Source organism: Aequorivita sp. Q41, assembly GCF_039831855.1.
Lineage (GTDB): Bacteria > Bacteroidota > Bacteroidia > Flavobacteriales > Flavobacteriaceae > Aequorivita.
This window is the reverse complement of sequence record NZ_JBDPMS010000001.1, coordinates 2,050,105-2,069,487: the sequence shown is the minus strand read 5'-3', so window position 1 is coordinate 2,069,487 and position 19,383 is coordinate 2,050,105. Positions and strand designations below refer to the sequence as shown.

Here is a 19,383-nt window from a genome sequence, read left to right as displayed (position 1 = left end):
TTTGAACAGCTGTTTCCGTCTGTATAATCGTAAGTAACAGTTATTGAACCACTCAAGCCTGTAGGATTAAAACTTGCTGTTCCATCTCCATTGTCGGTGATTCCTGTTCCACTCCAACTTCCGTTTGAGTTGGTTGGAGTTCCTGTTAAAGCAATCGCACTCACATTATTACAAAGTGGTCCGTACGTTCCAGCATCAACTGTAGGTGCTGTGTTTACTTCTATAGTTGCGGTGTCACTGTTTGAACAGCTGTTTCCGTCTGTATAATCGTAAGTAACAGTTATTGAACCACTCAAGCCTGTAGGATTAAAACTTGCCGTTCCATCTCCATTGTCGGTGATTCCAGTTCCACTCCAACTTCCGTTTGAGTTGGTTGGAGTTCCCGTTAAAGTAATCGCATTTACATTATCACAAAGTGGTCCGTACGTTCCAGCATCAACTATTGGTGCTGTGTTTATCGTTACTAAAAAGCTATTTTCAGATGTACAGTTTGGAATTGTTCCAGTCTCTGCGTATACATATATAGTCTGAGTAGAAGTAATGACTGTTCCGACTGATATTGGATTTTGACCTCCTGAATTAGCGTAATAAGAACCATTAGTAAGCCCTGGCAATGTATAGCTATCGCAGACAGTAACATCTGAAGGATTGTCTACTAGAGGTTTATCATATACGGTAACCGTAACTGGCTGAATAACTTCACAACCACTATTAGTATCGGCTGCTTTAATATAATATGTTCCAGCCGTAGCCACAGTTGGAGTAGCAAAAGGCACTGTAGCATTCTCATCTATCCAATAAGTATATGGCCCTGGGAGAGTACTTCCTGTTGTAATTGCAGGGGCTGTAATATCAACGGTTGCCCCAAAACAAACAGGGGTAGGATTCGTAACAACTAATGCATTTGAAGTAAAACTTTTAGCTTTTAAAAAAACTCCTGCATCCCATCTTTGATCAGATGCATCCGCAATAGCCATTTTCATTTTGTATTCTGATCCAGACACAAGGCCGTTATAAACAGCTGTTAATACAACAGTCCCGCCATCAAATTCAGTTGAAACATTTATATTATTATTAGCGTAGTAAGCTGGGTTTTGTGCTGCTACTGGATTACCATTAACATTTGAAGCAACATAAGGGTGAATTGTATTAATAGTAATTGGACTACCATTAGGTAATTTAGCTAAATTAACAGCATTGTGCTGATAACCCTGCCCGCCAGCAATACCAGGGCCACTTAAAAAGAAGCCAAAAATATCTTCATATTGTGTCCCACAATATTCTAAATATTCTTCGGAAGCAAAAACAAATTGAAACTCAATTTTCGTTCCAACTGGTGTGAAATTAATTTCAAGAACTGCGGCATCATACATATTACGACCAGTAATAAGCGCTAAATCAGGATCACTTGCCAAACTATTCATTTGATCGGAATAACTTCCTGAAGAGCTCGGCCCCATAGCATTTTTAATTTTACCTGTAGACAGCAGCAACCCTTCTTCTATTGGAAAATTTTGAGCACTTCCATCATTAAAGTACCCTAATTGACGATCTAAGGTTGAGCTACCAAATTGATTATTCCAATTACCACTACTTCTACTATAATATCCAAACCTAACATCTCCTATCGTCATACAAGAAGCCGCCAAAATATTCTCAACGAGTATTTTTGGTGTAGATCCATATGTCGCATCATCATTCGGTACTAAAATACTACCTGCACCTCCTGGACCTTTAAAAAATAAACCTTCATTTTTACTTTTTTCAGGACTATTTCCAACCCTTACTTTTTCAGTCTGTTGTCCGTAACCGAAACTAAAAGCAAAAATCAAAATGAGACCTATTAAAAACCTCTTATCAGAAGTAAATAATTTAGTAAATATTTTAAACATAAGTTATAATTTTATTAATACCAATCTTTTTTTCAATACAATAATTGAATATTTCTCTTCAATTAATTTTCAAATATACAGTGGAAAAAGTGTCAAGGAATTAGGAATAAACAAGTATTAGTTGAACTGTAAAAAATACTCGGCAAACGACATTAATTGGATAAAAAAGAACTGCTTATTGTAAGAAAAAGATATACGTGTTAGTACGTATATTCGATGTATATGAGGATTTTAAATACATAAAGAGTAAGAAAAAAACCAAGCCTTTAACTAAAATTACTTTTATTTATATCCCTAATAATTAACAAAAGTTGATATTTTATATAAGGATAAACTTATTTTAATCGAGCTATTATTTAAAGGTTTTTCGAAAATCGAAATACAGATTATTATAACTTTTAAACACATCTTGAGTTTATTACTCCAATAACAAACTTTATCTTTGCTGCTTCATATAAACAATAGAAATGTCATTAATAAAAGAAATAAAGCGCCGAAGAACATTTGGAATTATCAGTCACCCTGATGCCGGTAAAACAACCTTAACCGAAAAATTACTCCTTTTTGGGGGCGCTATTCAAGAAGCAGGCGCTGTAAAAAGTAATAAAATAAAAAAAGGCGCTACCAGTGATTTTATGGAGATTGAGCGGCAACGTGGAATCTCTGTCGCTACTTCTGTTTTGGCTTTTGAATATGAAGGAATAAAAATCAATATTCTCGATACACCAGGACACAAAGATTTTGCAGAAGATACATTTAGAACTCTTACAGCCGTAGACAGTGTAATTGTGGTAATTGATGTGGCAAAAGGGGTGGAGGAACAAACTGAGAAACTTGTTGAAGTTTGCCGTATGCGAAATATCCCTATGATTGTTTTTATAAATAAAATGGATCGAGAAGGTAAAGATGCATTTGAGCTTCTTGATGAAATTGAACAAAAATTAAAACTTCGTGTTACGCCTCTAAGTTTCCCTATCGGAATGGGGTATGATTTTAAGGGGATCTATAATATTTGGGAAAAAAATGTTAACCTTTTTAGCGGTGATAGCCGTAAAAACATAGAAGAAACCATTAAAATAGAAGATGTAAGCAATCCTGAACTTGAAGAGTTGATTGGCACAAAAGCTGCTGAAACTCTTCGAGAAGAACTAGAACTTGTATATGAGGTTTATCCTGACTTTAGTAATGAGGAATATTTAGAAGGAGAACTTCAGCCTGTATTTTTTGGGTCCGCTTTAAATAATTTTGGAGTACGCGAATTGTTAGATTGCTTCGTTGAAATAGCACCTACCCCACGCCCAAAAGAAAGTGATACACGCTTGGTGAAACCAGATGAAAAAGAATTTTCTGGATTTGTTTTTAAAATTCATGCAAACATGGACCCAAAACACCGGGATCGCCTGGCTTTTGTGAAAATAGTATCTGGTACTTTTGAACGAAATTCACCCTATCTTCACGTTCGCAATGGTAAAAAATTAAAGTTCAGTAGCCCCAATGCATTCTTTGCTGAAAAGAAACAAATTGTAGATATTTCGTACCCAGGGGATATTGTTGGTCTTCACGACACCGGAAACTTTAAAATTGGCGACACCCTAACCGAAGGTGAAGAAATGCGCTACAAAGGCATTCCAAGTTTTTCACCAGAACACTTTAAATATATTAATAATGCCGACCCAATGAAGAGCAAACAACTTGAAAAAGGAATCGATCAATTAATGGATGAAGGTGTTGCCCAGCTTTTTACTCTAGAACTTAACGGTAGAAAAGTAATTGGAACCGTTGGCGCACTTCAATTTGAAGTAATACAATATAGACTAGAACACGAGTATGGCGCAAAATGCAGTTATGAAAATCTAAATGTTTTTAAAGCTTGCTGGGTAGAAGCAAAAGATCCGAAAAGTGAAGAATTTGCAGACTTTAAAAGAGTTAAGTCTAAATTTTTAGCGAAGGATAAAAGAGGCCAGCTAGTATTTTTTGCAGATTCATCTTTTACACTTCAAATGACGCAATCTAAATACGCAAATATTAAATTTCATTTTGTAAGCGAATTTAAGACTGTTAATTCTTAAAAGAATAAAACTACTCACAAAACAAATTAAAACATCTTAAACCACCCTTAAAACAAGCGGGGATTTCAAGCAAATCAACAAAAACTATTGTTGGTGTGTTTTTAAATAAACAAAAATTATAATTTATTATGCTTCTCCTGTTGGGCCAAAATTTAAAGGAATCGGTGGCTGCTCATAATCTTTAATTTCACCATGTGCATTTTCAAATCTGTTCACATTATCACTTAAAGCTTTTAGAAATCTTTTAGCATGTTGTGGGGTAAGAATTATTCTAGATTTCACTTTACTTTTTGGAACTCCAGGCATAATGGTAACAAAATCCACAACAAATTCAGATACAGAATGGTTAATAATAGCTAGATTGCTATATATGCCTTGTGCCACATTCTCATCCAATTCAATATTAATCTGTCCTTGTTTGGGTTGTTCTTTTTTTTGATCTGCCATAGTTAGATTTGAGAGATTAGTATACTAAAAATTCAGTCTAAAAAAAAAGAGGTGCATCTTAGAAATGCACCTCTTTTAAAAATTAATTATAATTTACTTCTTGCTTTACACGATTCATTTCTTCAAGCTCTTGTTTTGAGCCTACAATTATAGTGTCATATCTACGCATACCGGTACCGGCTGGTATTTTATGTCCTACAATTACATTCTCTTTCAAGCCTTCTAAGGTATCAACTTTACCTGCAACAGCAGCTTCGTTTAATACTTTAGTGGTTTCCTGGAAGGAAGCCGCAGAGATGAACGATTTGGTCTGTAACGAAGCTCTCGTGATACCCTGAAGTACCGGAGTAGCCGTTGCAGGAACCGCATCGCGGGCTTCTGCAAGTACTTTATCATTTCTTCTCAATAAAGAGTTCTCATCACGAAGTGTACGTGGCGTAAGAATCTGACCCTCTTTTAAGTTCTCAGAATCCCCTGCATTTGTAACAACCTTCATTCCGAAGATTTTATCATTTTCTTCAATAAAATCATCTTTATGAGCTAATTGATCTTCAAGGAAAGTAGTATCTCCTGGATCTTGAATTCTCACCTTACGCATCATTTGACGCACAACAACCTCAAAGTGCTTGTCGTTAATCTTCACCCCTTGCAGACGATAAACCTCCTGAACTTCATTCACAAGATACTGTTGTACTGCTGAAGGGCCTTTAATACGAAGGATGTCTTCTGGCGTAATAGAACCATCAGAAAGCGGCATACCTGCGCGAACATAATCGTTTTCTTGAACAAGAATCTGGTTACTAAGTTTAACCAAGTACTTTTTCAATTCGCCTAGTTTAGACTCTACGATAATTTCACGGTTACCACGTTTTATTTTTCCGAAAGAAACGACCCCGTCAATTTCACTAACTACAGCTGGGTTTGAAGGGTTACGCGCTTCAAAAAGTTCGGTAACACGTGGAAGACCTCCCGTAATATCACCTGCTTTTGCAGATTTACGTGGAATTTTCACAAGTACTTTACCAATCTTAATTTTGTCGCCATCGTCCACCATTAAGTGAGCCCCAACAGGTAGGTTATAGCTACGGATAACTTCGTCTTTCTTCCCTAAAATTTGAAGGGTTGGAATACGTTTTTTATCTCTTGATTCAGAAATTACTTTTTCTTGGAAACCAGTTTGTTCATCGATTTCAACCTGATAGGTCATACCTTGAACAATGTTTTCGTATTTAATTTTTCCAGCAAATTCTGAAATAATAACACCGTTATATGGATCCCAAGAACATACTACATCACCAGCGCTTAAGCTATCACCATCTTTTACATACAGTGTAGAACCGTAAGGAATGTTGTTAGTACTTAGTACAATTCCAGTTTTCTTATCGGTAAGTTTAATTTCAGAAGTACGAGAAATAACAATATCAACTGATTTTCCTTGATTGTCTTCTCCTTTAACGGTTTTAAGATCTTCGATCTCTGCTTTCCCATCAAACTTAACAACCAATTTGTTTTCTTCAGAAATGTTACCTGCAATACCTCCCACGTGGAATGTACGAAGGGTAAGCTGGGTTCCTGGTTCCCCAATTGACTGAGCCGCAACAACACCAACAGCTTCACCACGCTGAACCATTTTATTGGTAGCAAGGTTACGTCCGTAACATTGCGAACAGATTCCTTTTTTAGCTTCACATGTAAGTGCAGAACGAACTTCTACGCTTTCTAAAGGAGAGGCAGCAATAGCATCTGCTATTTCTTCGTAAATGTGTTCGCCAGAAGCTACAAGTAATTCTTTAGTTAGCGGGTTTACTACATCATTAAGAGCAGTACGTCCCACAATTCTATCGCGAAGTGACTCAACAATTTCTTCGTTTTTCTTTAAAGCCGAAACTTCAATTCCACGAAGTGTGTAACAGTCTTCAATATTAATTATAACATCTTGTGAAACATCCACCAAACGACGTGTTAGGTATCCAGCATCCGCAGTTTTAAGAGCGGTATCCGCAAGACCTTTACGTGCACCGTGGGTAGAGATAAAGTATTCAAGAATTGAAAGACCTTCCTTAAAGTTAGAAAGAATTGGGTTTTCAATAATTTCACCTCCACCTGAGTTTGATTTTTTAGGTTTTGCCATCAATCCACGCATACCTGTAAGCTGACGGATTTGTTCCTTAGAACCCCTCGCACCAGAATCAAGCATCATATACACAGAGTTGAACCCTTGCTGATCTTCACGAATACGTTTCATAGAAAGTTCCGTAAGTTCTGCGTTGGTTGCAGTCCAAATATCAATTACCTGGTTGTAACGTTCGTTGTTTGTAATAAGTCCCATGTTGTAACTGTTGATAATACCATCTACTTGCGTATTGGCGCTATCAATCATAGTTTGTTTTTCAGCTGGGATAATAATATCTCCAAGGCTGAAAGACAATCCACCTTCAAATGCGAATTTATAACCTAGCGTTTTAATCTCATCAAGGAAAGCTGAAGTAACGGGTACAGAAGTTACTTTCAAAATTCCACCGATAATATCACGAAGTGACTTTTTAGTCAATACTTCATTAATATATCCAGCAGCTTCAGGAACTTTTTCGTTAAAGATTACTCTACCTAAAGTAGTGGTGATGATCTGCATTACCAATTCACCTTGATCATTGAAATCTTTAGTTCTAATTTTTATTTCTGCATTCAAATCTACCATTCCTTCATTGTAGGCAATAATAGCTTCTTCGGCTGAATAAAAAGTAAGTCCTTCCCCTTTCACTTTAACATCTGCAGTAGATTTTCTAAGTTTGGTCATATAGTAAAGACCCAAAACCATATCCTGAGATGGTACTGCAACTGGCGAACCGTTTGCAGGGTTTAATATGTTATGTGAAGCAAGCATCAAGAGTTGACATTCCAAAATTGCTTCTGGGCCAAGAGGAAGGTGAACCGCCATCTGATCCCCATCAAAATCCGCGTTAAATGCGGTACACACTAATGGGTGTAACTGGATTGCTTTCCCTTCAATTAACTTAGGCTGAAATGCTTGGATTCCCAAACGGTGAAGCGTAGGAGCGCGGTTAAGCATAACCGGGTGTCCTTTCAGTACGTTTTCAAGAATATCCCAAACTACAGGCTCTTTTTTATCTATAATTTTCTTTGCAGATTTTACAGTTTTTACAATTCCTCTTTCAATCAATTTACGGATTACGAAAGGCTTGTACAGCTCGGCAGCCATATCTTTTGGAATACCGCATTCGAATAATTTCAATTCTGGTCCAACAACAATTACCGAACGTGCTGAATAATCCACACGCTTACCAAGTAAGTTTTGACGGAAACGCCCTTGTTTTCCTTTCAAGGAATCTGAAAGTGATTTCAACGGACGGTTGCTATCCGTTTTTACTGCGGAAGATTTACGTGTATTATCAAACAATGAATCTACCGATTCCTGAAGCATACGTTTTTCGTTACGAAGAATTACTTCTGGAGCTTTAATCTCCATCAATCGCTTCAAACGGTTATTACGAATAATTACACGACGGTATAAATCATTTAAATCTGAAGTTGCGAAACGGCCCCCATCAAGCGGCACCAACGGACGTAATTCTGGTGGTATAACCGGAACAACCTTCATAATCATCCACTCGGCTTTGTTCTCGCGGTTTTTATTTGCATCTCGAAGAGCCTCTACAACTTGAAGACGTTTTAAAGCTTCAGTTTTACGTTGTTTAGAAGTTTCGTTATTTGCTTTATGACGAAGATTGTAAGACAACGTATCTAAATCGATTCTTTGTAAAAGATCGATTAAGCACTCTGCTCCCATCTTAGCAATAAATTTATTTGGATCTGTTTCTTCCAAATATTGATTCTCTTGTGGAAGGGTATCTAGAATTGCCAAATATTCTTCTTCAGTAAGGAAGTCTAATTTTTTAACAGCTTCTCCACCCTCATACTGCGCAATACCTGGTTGAATTACTACATAACGCTCGTAGTAAATAATCATATCTAATTTCTTAGAAGGCAGTCCAAGAAGGTAACCAATTTTGTTTGGAAGGCTACGGAAATACCATATATGCGCCACAGGAACTACCAAGTTGATATGCCCCACACGGTCACGACGTACTTTTTTCTCTGTTACTTCCACACCACAACGGTCACAAACAATACCTTTGTAGCGAATTCTTTTATATTTACCACAGGCACACTCATAATCCTTTACTGGACCAAAAATGCGCTCACAGAAAAGACCGTCACGCTCAGGTTTGTGCGTACGGTAGTTGATTGTTTCGGGCTTTAATACTTCACCACGTGATTCCGCCAAAATGGATTCAGGGGAAGCCAAACCAATAGAAATCTTGTCGAATTTCTGTACTGTGTTTTCTTTATTTCTGTTCATCATGATTTAAAATAAACTTTGTTGTTGTTTTGTAGGTGCGCAATAAATCGCGCACCTACTGAACTACCTTTCGGCTATTCTTCTAATCTAATATCTAGACCCAATCCTTTCAATTCGTGCATAAGTACGTTGAAAGATTCTGGTAATCCTGGTTCTGGCATGGTTTCCCCTTTTACGATTGCCTCGTAGGTTTTAGCCCTTCCAATAACATCATCAGATTTAACAGTCAATATTTCTCTAAGGGTACTAGACGCACCGTATGCTTCCAAGGCCCATACTTCCATCTCTCCAAAACGCTGACCCCCAAATTGTGCTTTACCACCAAGCGGTTGTTGCGTAATAAGCGAGTAAGGTCCTATAGAACGAGCGTGCATCTTATCGTCTACCATGTGCCCTAGTTTAAGCATATAGATAATACCTACAGTTGCAGGTTGATCAAAACGCTTTCCAGTACCACCATCAAATAGATAAGTGTGCCCAAATCTTGGAATTCCAGCCTCATCCGTTAATTCATTAATCTGGTCTATGGTTGCACCGTCAAAAATAGGAGTAGCGTATTTGCGACCTAATTTTTGTCCTGCCCATCCAAGAACCGTTTCATAAATCTGCCCAATGTTCATACGTGATGGTACCCCAAGTGGGTTTAGCACGATATCTACTGGTGTTCCATCTTCAAGGAATGGCATATCTTCTTCACGTACTATACGCGCAACAATACCTTTGTTACCGTGACGTCCCGCCATCTTATCCCCTACTTTCAGTTTACGCTTTTTAGCGATGTAAACTTTAGCAAGTTTTAAAATACCAGAAGGAAGCTCATCTCCAACAGAGATGGTAAATTTCTCCCTACGTAAATTACCTTGAAGGTCGTTTTCTTTAATTTTATAATTGTGCATTAAATCTGCTACCAAGACGTTGGTTTCATCATCTGTAGTCCAAGTACCACCTGTTAAGTGGGTGTAATCGTCTACAGCGTGAAGCATCTTTAAAGTGAATTTTTTACCTTTAGGGAATACAACTTCACCAAGGTCATTGTTTACACCTTGTGCCGTTTTTCCACCTACAATGGCAAAAAGTTTTTCAACCAATACATCTTGAAGTGCAACAAATTTTGCTTCGTATTTTGCTTCAAGTTCTGCGATGTCTTCTTTATCCTTCGCACGCTTACGCTTATCTTTAACGGCACGAGCAAATAATTTCTTCTCTATTACCACACCGTGCAAAGACGGGGAAGCTTTAAGTGAAGCATCTTTTACATCGCCTGCTTTGTCACCAAAAATAGCACGTAACAGTTTTTCTTCCGGCGTAGGATCGCTTTCTCCTTTTGGAGTAATTTTCCCGATAAGGATATCGCCAGGTTTAACCTCGGCACCAATACGAATCATCCCAGCTTCATCTAAGTCTTTTGTAGCCTCTTCTGAAACGTTTGGAATATCGTTGGTCAATTCTTCATTACCTAATTTGGTATCGCGAACTTCCAAAGAATACTCATCTATATGTATCGATGTAAAAATATCTTCACGAACTACTTTTTCAGAAATTACAATTGCATCCTCAAAGTTGTAACCTTTCCAAGGCATGAAGGCTACCTTCATGTTTCTTCCTAGGGCAAGTTCTCCTTTTTCAGTTGCATATCCTTGGCAAAGTACTTGTCCTTTTTTCACTCTATCTCCTTTGCGAACAATTGGCTTCAAGTTAATAGAAGTACTTTGGTTGGTTTTTCTAAATTTTACTAATTGGTATGTTTTTTCATCTGAATCAAAACTCACCATACGTTCGTTTTCAGTACGGTCGTATTTGATTGTAATTTCATTTGCGTCAACATATTCTACCACACCATCACCTTCAGCATTAATCAATACCCGGCTATCTGAAGCAACTTGTCTTTCAAGACCTGTTCCTACAATTGGAGAATCTGCAATTAATAATGGCACTGCCTGGCGCATCATGTTTGAGCCCATCAATGCTCGGTTTGCATCATCATGCTCCAAGAAAGGAATCAACGAGGCAGAAATAGATGCAATCTGGTTTGGCGCAACATCAGCATAGTTCAATACAGTTGGATCTACCAACGGGAAATCGCCTTCCATACGGGCAATTACTTTATCGGTATCAATTTCACCTTTATCTGTTAATGGTATGTTTGCTTGCGCAATATGTTGATCTTCCTCTTCTTCAGCAGAAAGATAAACTGGTTTGTGCTTCAAATCGATTTTACCATCCGTAACTTTACGGTAAGGTGTCTCTATAAAACCAAGATTGTTCACTTTTGCATAAACCGCAAGTGAAGAGATAAGACCAATGTTTGGTCCTTCTGGAGTTTCAATAGGACATAATCTTCCGTAATGCGTATAGTGCACATCACGCACCTCGAAACCTGCTCTTTCACGAGAAAGACCCCCTGGCCCAAGTGCAGATAGACGACGCTTGTGCGTAATCTCTGCCAACGGGTTGGTTTGATCCATAAACTGTGAAAGCTGGTTGGTCCCAAAGAATGAATTAATAACAGAAGACAAGGTCTTTGCGTTAATCAAATCTATAGGGGTAAACACCTCATTGTCACGAACATTCATACGCTCGCGAATGGTGCGCGCCATACGTGCAAGCCCAACTCCAAACTGTTGTGATAATTGCTCTCCTACAGTACGTACACGACGGTTACTAAGGTGATCAATATCATCAATCTCAGCTTTAGAGTTAATAAGCTCTATTAAATATTTAACGATAGTAATGATATCTTCTTTGGTAAGCACTTGCTTATCCATAGCAATATCAAGACCTAGTTTTTTGTTCATTCTATAACGTCCAACTTCCCCAAGATTATATCTTTGATCGCTAAAGAAAAGTTTATGGATAATTCCACGAGCAGTTTCTTCATCTGGCGGTTCAGCGTTACGAAGTTGTCTGTATATATGTTCTACCGCTTCTTTTTCAGAGTTGGTAGGATCTTTTTGCAATGTATTGTGGATAATAGCATAATCTGCTAAAAGATTATCTTCTTTATGCAAAAGAATTGTTTTTGTACCTGAATCGATTATTTCATCGATGTGTTCTTTTTCAAGAACCGTATCACGGTCTAAAATAATTTCATTACGCTCAATAGAAACTACTTCCCCTGTATCTTCATCTACAAAATCTTCATGCCAAGTTTTAAGTACACGAGCAGCTAGCTTACGGCCAATATATTTTTTTAGTCCTGTTTTTGAAGCTTTCACTTCTTCCGCAAGGTCAAATATTTCAAGAATATCCTTATCTCTTTCAAAACCAATGGCACGGAAAAGTGTGGTTACAGGTAATTTTTTCTTACGGTCTATGTAAGCATACATTACACTGTTGATATCTGTAGCAAATTCTATCCATGAACCCTTAAAAGGAATTACACGTGCAGAATAAAGTTTTGTTCCATTTGCGTGGAATGACTGGCCAAAGAATACACCAGGAGAACGGTGAAGTTGCGATACAACAACACGTTCGGCTCCGTTGATGCAGAAAGTTCCGCTTGGAGTCATATAAGGGATTGTACCTAGGTAAACATCCTGTACGATGGTTTCAAAATCTTCATGTTCTGCGTCTGTACAGTACAGTTTTAACCGCGCTTTAAGAGGCACGCTATAGGTAAGACCACGCTCTATACACTCTTGAATGGAGTATCTTGGTGGATCTACGAAATAGTCTAAAAACTCTAAAACGAATTGGTTACGGGTATCGGTAATCGGGAAATTTTCCAAAAAGGTTTTATACAATCCTTCTTGGCCTCTTTCTTCTGATTTGGTTTCCAACTGGAAAAAATCCTGAAAGGATTTAATCTGAATGTCCAAAAAGTCGGGATAATCCGGCTTATTTTTTACAGAGGAAAAATTCAATCTTTCAGTTTGCGTTGCTGACATCTATGGACGGAATTTTAATTAAAATAATAATGAAAAACGTATAAAAAAGGTATTAACCATTATATACGCAAAATGGTTTAGGTCTTTCCGAAGTAAATTCGGAAGACCTAAACCTTAAGGTTTGGAACGTAAGGAGCTTACTTAAGCTCAACCTCAGCTCCAGCTTCTTCTAGTTGTGCTTTTAAAGCTTCCGCTTCATCTTTAGATACACCTTCTTTTATTGGAGAAGGAGCACTATCAACCATTTCTTTTGCTTCTTTAAGACCAGCACCAGTTAATTCTTTAACTAGTTTTACTACTGCAAGTTTTGAAGCACCAGCAGCTTTCAACATTACTGTGAATTCTGATTGCTCTTCAGCAGCATCGCCACCAGCAGCACCACCAGCAGCAACAGCTACAGCTGCAGCAGCAGGCTCAATACCATACTCGTCTTTTAATATTGTAGCTAACTCATTAACTTCTTTTACTGTTAGGTTAACCAATTTTTCTGCGAAATCTTTCAAATCTGCCATTTCTATCGTTTTTAAAAATAATTGTGTTTATATAAATTAATTAGTGCTAAATGTATTTTATCCTTCTCTTTCGGATAAGGTTTTAACAATCCCTGCGATTTTTCCACCACTTGATTTAAGTGCAGAAATAACGTTTTTAGCTGGTGATTGCAATAACCCGATGATTTCTCCAACAAGTTCATCTTTAGACTTAAGATCAACCAAGCTATCCAATTGATTGTCACCAATATAAATAGACTCTTGAATATAGGCTCCTTTTAAAAGAGGCTTGTCAGATTTTTTTCTGAATTCTTTAATTACTTTGGCAGGTGCATTACCTGTTTCAGAGAACATTAAAGAAGTATTTCCTTTAAGGATTTCTGTTAATTCACCAAAGTCTTTATCTGAACTCTCCATTGCTTTTTTAAGCAATGTGTTCTTAACTACTGCCAACTGAATTCCCGCTTTGAAACAAGCGCGGCGAAGGTTGGAAGTGGTCCCTGCGTTAAGGCCTGAAATATCTGCCAAATAGATATTGGCATTATCAGACAACTGCGCAGTTAACGTTTCAATTACTTGTGATTTTTCTTCTCTTGTCATAATTTCAAGTTTTTACTGCTCAGTAAACCTTTTTGTATCCACTTCAACTCCTGGACTCATAGTGCTAGACATAAAGATGCTCTTTATGTAAATACCTTTTGAAGCCTGAGGCTTAAGTTTAACGAGGGTTGTTAATAATTCTCTTGCGTTTCCTGCAATTTTATCTGCATCGAAAGATGCTTTTCCTATTGCTGCATGTACAATCCCGGTTTTGTCTACTTTAAAGTCGATCTTACCAGCTTTTACATCTGAAACTGCTTTAGCAACGTCCATTGTTACGGTACCAGTTTTTGGGTTTGGCATAAGACCACGAGGCCCTAACACACGTCCTAAAGGACCTAATTTACCCATTACACTTGGCATAGTTACAATTACGTCAACATCTGTCCATCCTCCTTTAATTTTATCGAGGTACTCATCAAGACCTACGTAGTCTGCTCCTGCTTCCTTAGCTTCAGCTTCCTTATCCGGAGTTACCAATGCTAATACTTTTACGTCTTTACCTGTTCCGTGTGGAAGGGTAACAACACCTCTAACCATTTGGTTTGCTTTACGTGGATCCACGTTAAGGCGAACCGCAAGGTCAACGGAAGCATCAAACTTTACGCTGGTGATTTCTTTTATTAAAGCAGAAGCTTCAGCTACTGAATAGGCCTTATTAGGCTCTATTTTGGAGTTGGCTTCCTTTTGCTTTTTAGTTAATCGTGCCATTTTATAGATTCTTTTTTCAGATTAAAAAGGTGCATCACCTTTTACTTTAATTCCCATAGAACGTGCAGTACCGGCTACCATTTTCATAGCAGACTCTACGGTAAATGCGTTAAGATCGGGCATTTTATCTTCCGCGATCATTTTAACTTGGTCCCAAGAGATAGTGGCTACTTTTTTTGCATGTGGTTCACCGGAGCCTTTTTTAGCTTTAGCAGCCTCAAGGATTTGCACTGCAGCTGGTGGGGTTTTAATAACAAAATCAAAAGATTTGTCTTTATAAACCGTGATCGCTACTGGCAATACTTTACCCTGCTTATCTTGAGTTCTCGCATTAAATTGCTTACAGAACTCCATGATGTTAACACCGGCAGCACCAAGAGCAGGTCCAACTGGTGGTGATGGGTTAGCAGCACCTCCACGAACTTGCAACTTAACTACTTTACTGATTTCTTTTGCCATTTCTAAATTTTAGTTTGGATTTTCAAAAGTGGAAGCCTTTGAAAAAACCTATTAAGCGTAACAATTAAACTTTTTCTACTTGCATATAACTTAACTCTAATGGTGTTTTTCTTCCGAAAATTTTCACCATTACTTCAAGCTTGCGTTTTTCTTCATTTATTTTTTCTACGGTTCCATTAAAGCCGTTAAACGGACCGTCAATAACTTTTACAGTCTCTCCGATTACATAAGGTATATTCACGTTATCGTCTTTCACCGAAAGCTCATCCACCTTACCTAACATTCTGTTTACCTCAGACTGTCTAAGTGGCACAGGATCTCCTCCTTTTACTTCACCTAAAAACCCAATAACACCGTTAATAGATTTTATAATGTGAGGTATTTCACCACCTAAGTTTGCTTGTATCATTATGTATCCAGGAAAATAAACACGCTCTTTGTTAATTTTTTTCCCGTTACGTATTTGTATTACTTTTTCAGTAGGCACTAGCACCTGATCAATATAATCCTCAAGCTCTAATCGTTTTATCTCTGTTTCGATATACGATTTGATCTTGTTCTCCTGTCCACTTACTGAACGGACTACATACCACTTTTTTGCACTTGTTGTTTCGGTCATTGCTTACGACTTGATCCAATCAAAATATACACCTACCACTTTACTAAAAACGGTATCTACTCCCCAAACTGCCAAGGCTAACAAAACAGAAAAAACCGCAACAATCACGGTAAGCTTCTGCGCTTCTGCCCAAGTAGGCCAAGTAACATGGTTTTTTAGTTCTTTGTACGATTCTGTAATATAGTTTACCATTTCTGCGTCGTATTTGGTTTGGATATTTCTGAATTTTTAGCTTGCTTTAAGCACTTCAGAAGAATCAATTTTTGCACGGGTTGAGAGACTCGAACTCCCGACACCTGGTTTTGGAGACCAGTGCTCTACCAACTGAGCTAAACCCGTATTAGAAAGGATTAGCACTTTACCTAGATTACGCTAAACCCGTTATAAAAGCTAAGGTATCCCGAATTATATTCGGGACACCCAGAGCTTTTTAATTATATGATAATTAGTCTAAAATCTCAGTTACCTGACCTGCACCTACAGTACGTCCACCTTCACGGATAGCGAAACGAAGACCTACGTTCATTGCAATTGACTGTAGTAATTCAACATGAATAGTTAAGTTATCACCTGGCATTACCATTTCAACACCATCAGGAAGCATAATTGTTCCTGTTACATCAGTAGTACGTACGTAGAACTGTGGACGGTAGTTGTTGTGGAATGGAGTGTGACGTCCACCTTCTTCTTTCTTAAGGATATAAACCTCAGCTTTAAACTTAGCGTGTGGCGTTACAGATCCTGGCTTAGTAATAACCATACCTCTAGAAATCTGTGATTTTTCAATACCTCTTAAAAGGATACCAGCATTATCTCCAGCCTCACCTCTATCAAGGATTTGACGGAACATTTCAATACCAGTAATTGTAGAAGTTAATTTTTCAGCACCCATACCAATGATCTCAACAGGATCCCCAGTTTTTGCTACACCAGTTTCGATACGACCTGTAGCAACAGTTCCACGACCAGTAATAGAGAATACATCTTCAATAGGCATCAAGAATGGCTTGTCAACTTCACGAGTTGGCTCTTCAATCCATGCATCAACAGCTTCCATAAGTTGCAATACAGTATCTACCCATTTTTGCTCCCCGTTAAGTGCACCAAGAGCAGAACCAGCAATTACAGGTCCATTATCACCATCATATTCGTAGAAACTAAGAAGGTCACGAATTTCCATCTCAACCAATTCTAATAATTCCTCATCATCAACCATATCTACTTTATTCATAAATACAACGATACGTGGAATACCTACCTGGCGACCAAGAAGGATGTGCTCACGTGTTTGTGGCATAGGACCATCAGTTGCAGCTACAACAAGTATAGCTCCGTCCATTTGAGCAGCACCAGTAACCATGTTTTTTACGTAATCCGCGTGACCAGGACAGTCAACGTGTGCGTAGTGACGATTTGCTGTTTGATACTCTACGTGTGAAGAGTTAATTGTTATACCTCTTTCTTTTTCCTCTGGTGCGTTATCTATCTGATCGAAAGAACGCGCTTCAGAAAATCCAGCATCCGCCATTACTTTAGTAATTGCAGCTGTTAAAGTTGTTTTACCATGATCTACGTGTCCAATTGTACCTACATTCAAGTGTGGTTTTGAACGATCGAATGTTGCTTTTGCCATTTTGTATTAATTTTAATCTTAGTTATATATATTAGTGATCTTTGTAATCAAATTTGAGCCAATGATGGGAATTGAACCCATGACCTCTTCCTTACCAAGGAAACGCTCTACCCCTGAGCTACACCGGCCTTTCATTTACGATTGCCGATATTTAGATTTACGATAAATAGACCGCACCTCGCAACTCATAAATTTTTTATAGAGTGGGAGACCGGATCTACTTTGACTTTGCTCAGAATAAACTTCTCACCCTACTCTTTAACTCATATTAAACATATTGCGTTAAACAATAGCTTCAATTTCAAATGAACTTTATTAGAGCGGGAGACCGGGTTCGAACCGGCGACATTCAGCTTGGAAGGCTGACGCTCTACCAACTGAGCTACTCCCGCTTTTAATTCTTATTTCAGAATCTTGGTTTTCAATATTTCAATTCAACGATTTCGACGCCGCGAAATTTAATGTGAGGAGAGCAGTCCCGACGCTTCGGGAGAACCTGCAAAAATTCCCATTCAGCTTACGCTCAATTGTGGGGAGAGCAGTCCCGACGCTTCGGGAGAACCTGCAAAAATTCCCATTCAGCTTACGCTCAATTGTGGGGAGAGCAGGATTCGAACCTGCGAAGACGTAGTCAGCAGATTTACAGTCTGCCCTCGTTGGCCGCTTGAGTATCTCCCCGGAGCCATTTAAAACACTGCTGCTTTAAATGAACATTTCAAAGTTTAAAAAGAGCCGATAGAGGGACTCGAACCCACGACCTGCTGATTACAAATCAGCTGCTCTAGCCAGCTGAGCTACATCGGCTTTTTATCCTCTTTTAACACTGATTTTTCAGCCATAAAAAAGTCCGCTATTTCTAACGGACTGCAAATGTAGAAAAAATATTTTTTCTACAAAACTTTTTCTAAAAAATATTACTACAAATATGCTTTTTGTTTTTGCTTTCTTTTTTTCAATTGACGCTCTAAAGTCTTAACTACTTCATCAATAGCTTCTTCAAAAGTTTTCGCTTCTTTTTTCACCATTACATCATCTCCAGGAATACTTAATAAAACTTCTACAATCTTATTTTCCTTTTCACTCGTTTTTTGAACTTTTAAAAAAACATCCGCAAAAACTATCTTGTCGTAAAACTGCTCCAGTTTGGATAATCGCTTTTCAATAAATACCAATAGCTCATCCTTAGCTGCAAAGTTGGGGGTTTGCACGTTTATTCTCATATTATATTATTTTAAACAGTTAATATATTATGTATTTTTATGCCATAGGCTTCTTTTATTTTTTTTAATTCCTTGGGTGAGCGTTTTTATACACCTCTTTTAATTTAGCTATACTATTTTGCGTATACACCTGTGTTGAAGCAAGACTTGAATGCCCCAAAAGCTCCTTTACCGCATTAATATCAGCACCTTCATTTAAAAGATGTGTTGCAAAAGAATGCCGCAATATATGTGGACTCTTTTTTACCTTTTCTGAAGTTTTACTAAAGTAAGAATTTATAATCCTATAGACAAGGGTTTCATAAACTTTAACCCCTTTTTTTGTAAGAAAAAGCATTTCGTTATCTTTTATATTTTCCAGCTTATTCCTAAAAAAAATATAATCAGTAATCGTTTTAATACTAACTGGCAATAATGGAATGATACGCTCTTTGTTTCTTTTCCCTAAAACCTTAACCGTTTGTTGTGTTAAAGAAACATCAGCCATCTTAATGTTTATTAATTCAGCCCTTCGTATTCCAGTAGTATAAAATAACTCTACAATTAATCGATTTCGCAATGCTTCAAAATTATTTTCAGTCTGAAGCATTTCCATTACACCTTCAATTTCTTTTTCAGAAAAAGGGATTTGAATCTTTTTTGAAGTTTTTAGTGCTTTGTGCTTTGCCAAAGGATTAATTTCTATCTGCCCAATCTTTAAAAGAAATTTATAGTAGGTTTTAAGTGAAGAAATCTTTCGATTTACTGTTCGGTTAGAAATTCCAGAATCTACAAGTGAAATTATCCAACTTCTTATTATTGAATAATTAACAACATCAATTTCAGCGTATTGGTATTCTTCTGAAGCAAATTCTTGAAAAGTCTCCAAATCTTTCAAATACGCAGTCACCGTATTTGGCGAATACTTGCGCTCTAGCTGAAGATAATCCACAAAGGCTTGGAAGGACATTTTTTCTGATTATTAGTTGTTAGCT

At 37.6% G+C, this 19,383-nt stretch carries 14 protein-coding genes and 5 tRNA genes; 1 reads left to right on the top strand and 18 read right to left on the bottom strand.

Annotated features, from left to right (window positions below; genetic code table 11):
• A partial coding sequence (locus ABJ955_RS09515) for a choice-of-anchor L domain-containing protein (RefSeq protein ID WP_347374336.1) occupies positions 1-1,892 on the bottom strand: 1,892 nt, incomplete at its 3' end.
• 467 nt (positions 1,893-2,359) lie between these two features.
• On the opposite strand from ABJ955_RS09515, the gene ABJ955_RS09510 reads away from it, so the two are divergent.
• Entirely contained in the window at positions 2,360-3,961 is a 1,602-nt protein-coding gene (locus ABJ955_RS09510) for a peptide chain release factor 3 (RefSeq protein ID WP_347374335.1), read from the top strand.
• A gap of 126 nt (positions 3,962-4,087) precedes the next feature.
• Here ABJ955_RS09510 and ABJ955_RS09505 read toward each other — a convergent pair whose 3' ends face one another.
• The 17 genes from ABJ955_RS09505 to ABJ955_RS09425 all read right to left on the bottom strand — a co-directional run bounded on the left by ABJ955_RS09505 (position 4,088) and on the right by ABJ955_RS09425 (position 19,358).
• Positions 4,088-4,408 (bottom strand): DUF3467 domain-containing protein, encoded by a 321-nt coding sequence (locus ABJ955_RS09505; protein ID WP_347374334.1) that lies wholly within the window; start codon positions 4,406-4,408, stop codon positions 4,088-4,090.
• Between the two features lie 82 nt (positions 4,409-4,490).
• Positions 4,491-8,789, bottom strand: coding sequence for a DNA-directed RNA polymerase subunit beta' (gene rpoC, locus ABJ955_RS09500; RefSeq protein WP_347374387.1), 4,299 nt, complete (start codon positions 8,787-8,789; stop codon positions 4,491-4,493).
• Between the two features lie 74 nt (positions 8,790-8,863).
• Positions 8,864-12,676 carry a DNA-directed RNA polymerase subunit beta gene (gene rpoB, locus ABJ955_RS09495; RefSeq protein ID WP_347374333.1) on the bottom strand — a complete coding sequence of 1,271 codons (3,813 nt, stop codon included), beginning with the start codon at positions 12,674-12,676 and terminating at the stop codon, positions 8,864-8,866.
• A gap of 137 nt (positions 12,677-12,813) precedes the next feature.
• Positions 12,814-13,188, bottom strand: a complete 375-nt coding sequence (rplL, locus tag ABJ955_RS09490) for a 50S ribosomal protein L7/L12 (RefSeq protein WP_347374332.1) — start codon at positions 13,186-13,188, stop codon at positions 12,814-12,816.
• A gap of 57 nt (positions 13,189-13,245) precedes the next feature.
• Complete coding sequence (gene rplJ, locus ABJ955_RS09485; RefSeq protein WP_347374331.1) at positions 13,246-13,767, bottom strand: 50S ribosomal protein L10; 522 nt, start codon at positions 13,765-13,767, stop codon at positions 13,246-13,248.
• 12 nt (positions 13,768-13,779) lie between these two features.
• Positions 13,780-14,478, bottom strand: coding sequence for a 50S ribosomal protein L1 (gene rplA / locus ABJ955_RS09480; protein ID WP_347374330.1), 699 nt, complete (start codon positions 14,476-14,478; stop codon positions 13,780-13,782).
• A gap of 21 nt (positions 14,479-14,499) precedes the next feature.
• Entirely contained in the window at positions 14,500-14,937 is a 438-nt protein-coding gene (rplK, locus tag ABJ955_RS09475; RefSeq protein ID WP_347374329.1) for a 50S ribosomal protein L11, read from the bottom strand.
• Between the two features lie 64 nt (positions 14,938-15,001).
• Positions 15,002-15,556, bottom strand: a complete 555-nt coding sequence (nusG, locus tag ABJ955_RS09470; RefSeq protein WP_347374328.1) for a transcription termination/antitermination protein NusG — start codon at positions 15,554-15,556, stop codon at positions 15,002-15,004.
• Between the two features lie 3 nt (positions 15,557-15,559).
• Positions 15,560-15,748: a preprotein translocase subunit SecE gene (gene secE / locus ABJ955_RS09465; RefSeq protein WP_347374327.1), complete on the bottom strand. Its 189-nt coding sequence runs from the start codon at positions 15,746-15,748 to the stop codon at positions 15,560-15,562.
• Positions 15,749-15,822: 74 nt separating this feature from the next.
• Positions 15,823-15,895: transfer RNA gene (locus ABJ955_RS09460), tRNA-Trp, on the bottom strand.
• Between the two features lie 106 nt (positions 15,896-16,001).
• Positions 16,002-17,189, bottom strand: coding sequence for an elongation factor Tu (tuf, locus tag ABJ955_RS09455; RefSeq protein ID WP_347374326.1), 1,188 nt, complete (start codon positions 17,187-17,189; stop codon positions 16,002-16,004).
• Positions 17,190-17,245: 56 nt separating this feature from the next.
• Positions 17,246-17,317, bottom strand: a tRNA-Thr gene (locus ABJ955_RS09450).
• Between the two features lie 191 nt (positions 17,318-17,508).
• A tRNA-Gly gene (locus ABJ955_RS09445) sits at positions 17,509-17,581 on the bottom strand.
• 204 nt (positions 17,582-17,785) lie between these two features.
• Positions 17,786-17,867 (bottom strand) — tRNA-Tyr (locus ABJ955_RS09440).
• Between the two features lie 52 nt (positions 17,868-17,919).
• Positions 17,920-17,993 (bottom strand) — tRNA-Thr (locus ABJ955_RS09435).
• Positions 17,994-18,106: 113 nt separating this feature from the next.
• Positions 18,107-18,409 carry a ribosome-associated translation inhibitor RaiA gene (gene raiA / locus ABJ955_RS09430; RefSeq protein WP_347374325.1) on the bottom strand — a complete coding sequence of 101 codons (303 nt, stop codon included), beginning with the start codon at positions 18,407-18,409 and terminating at the stop codon, positions 18,107-18,109.
• Positions 18,410-18,473: 64 nt separating this feature from the next.
• Complete coding sequence (locus tag ABJ955_RS09425) at positions 18,474-19,358, bottom strand: tyrosine-type recombinase/integrase (RefSeq protein WP_347374324.1); 885 nt, start codon at positions 19,356-19,358, stop codon at positions 18,474-18,476.
• Between the last annotated feature and the right edge of the window lie 25 nt (positions 19,359-19,383).

Excerpts from the sequence above, each read along its gene's own strand:
- ABJ955_RS09510 (WP_347374335.1), top strand. The coding sequence starts at position 2,360 with ATGTCATTAATAAAAGAAATAAAGCGCCGAAGAACATTTGGAATTATC.
- ABJ955_RS09505 (WP_347374334.1), bottom strand. The coding sequence starts at position 4,408 with ATGGCAGATCAAAAAAAAGAACAACCCAAACAAGGACAGATTAATATT.
- rpoC (WP_347374387.1), bottom strand. The coding sequence starts at position 8,789 with ATGAACAGAAATAAAGAAAACACAGTACAGAAATTCGACAAGATTTCT.
- rpoB (WP_347374333.1), bottom strand. The coding sequence starts at position 12,676 with ATGTCAGCAACGCAAACTGAAAGATTGAATTTTTCCTCTGTAAAAAAT.
- rplL (WP_347374332.1), bottom strand. The coding sequence starts at position 13,188 with ATGGCAGATTTGAAAGATTTCGCAGAAAAATTGGTTAACCTAACAGTA.
- rplJ (WP_347374331.1), bottom strand. The coding sequence starts at position 13,767 with ATGACAAGAGAAGAAAAATCACAAGTAATTGAAACGTTAACTGCGCAG.
- rplA (WP_347374330.1), bottom strand. The coding sequence starts at position 14,478 with ATGGCACGATTAACTAAAAAGCAAAAGGAAGCCAACTCCAAAATAGAG.
- rplK (WP_347374329.1), bottom strand. The coding sequence starts at position 14,937 with ATGGCAAAAGAAATCAGTAAAGTAGTTAAGTTGCAAGTTCGTGGAGGT.
- nusG (WP_347374328.1), bottom strand. The coding sequence starts at position 15,556 with ATGACCGAAACAACAAGTGCAAAAAAGTGGTATGTAGTCCGTTCAGTA.
- secE (WP_347374327.1), bottom strand. The coding sequence starts at position 15,748 with ATGGTAAACTATATTACAGAATCGTACAAAGAACTAAAAAACCATGTT.
- tuf (WP_347374326.1), bottom strand. The coding sequence starts at position 17,189 with ATGGCAAAAGCAACATTCGATCGTTCAAAACCACACTTGAATGTAGGT.
- raiA (WP_347374325.1), bottom strand. The coding sequence starts at position 18,409 with ATGAGAATAAACGTGCAAACCCCCAACTTTGCAGCTAAGGATGAGCTA.
- ABJ955_RS09425 (WP_347374324.1), bottom strand. The coding sequence starts at position 19,358 with ATGTCCTTCCAAGCCTTTGTGGATTATCTTCAGCTAGAGCGCAAGTAT.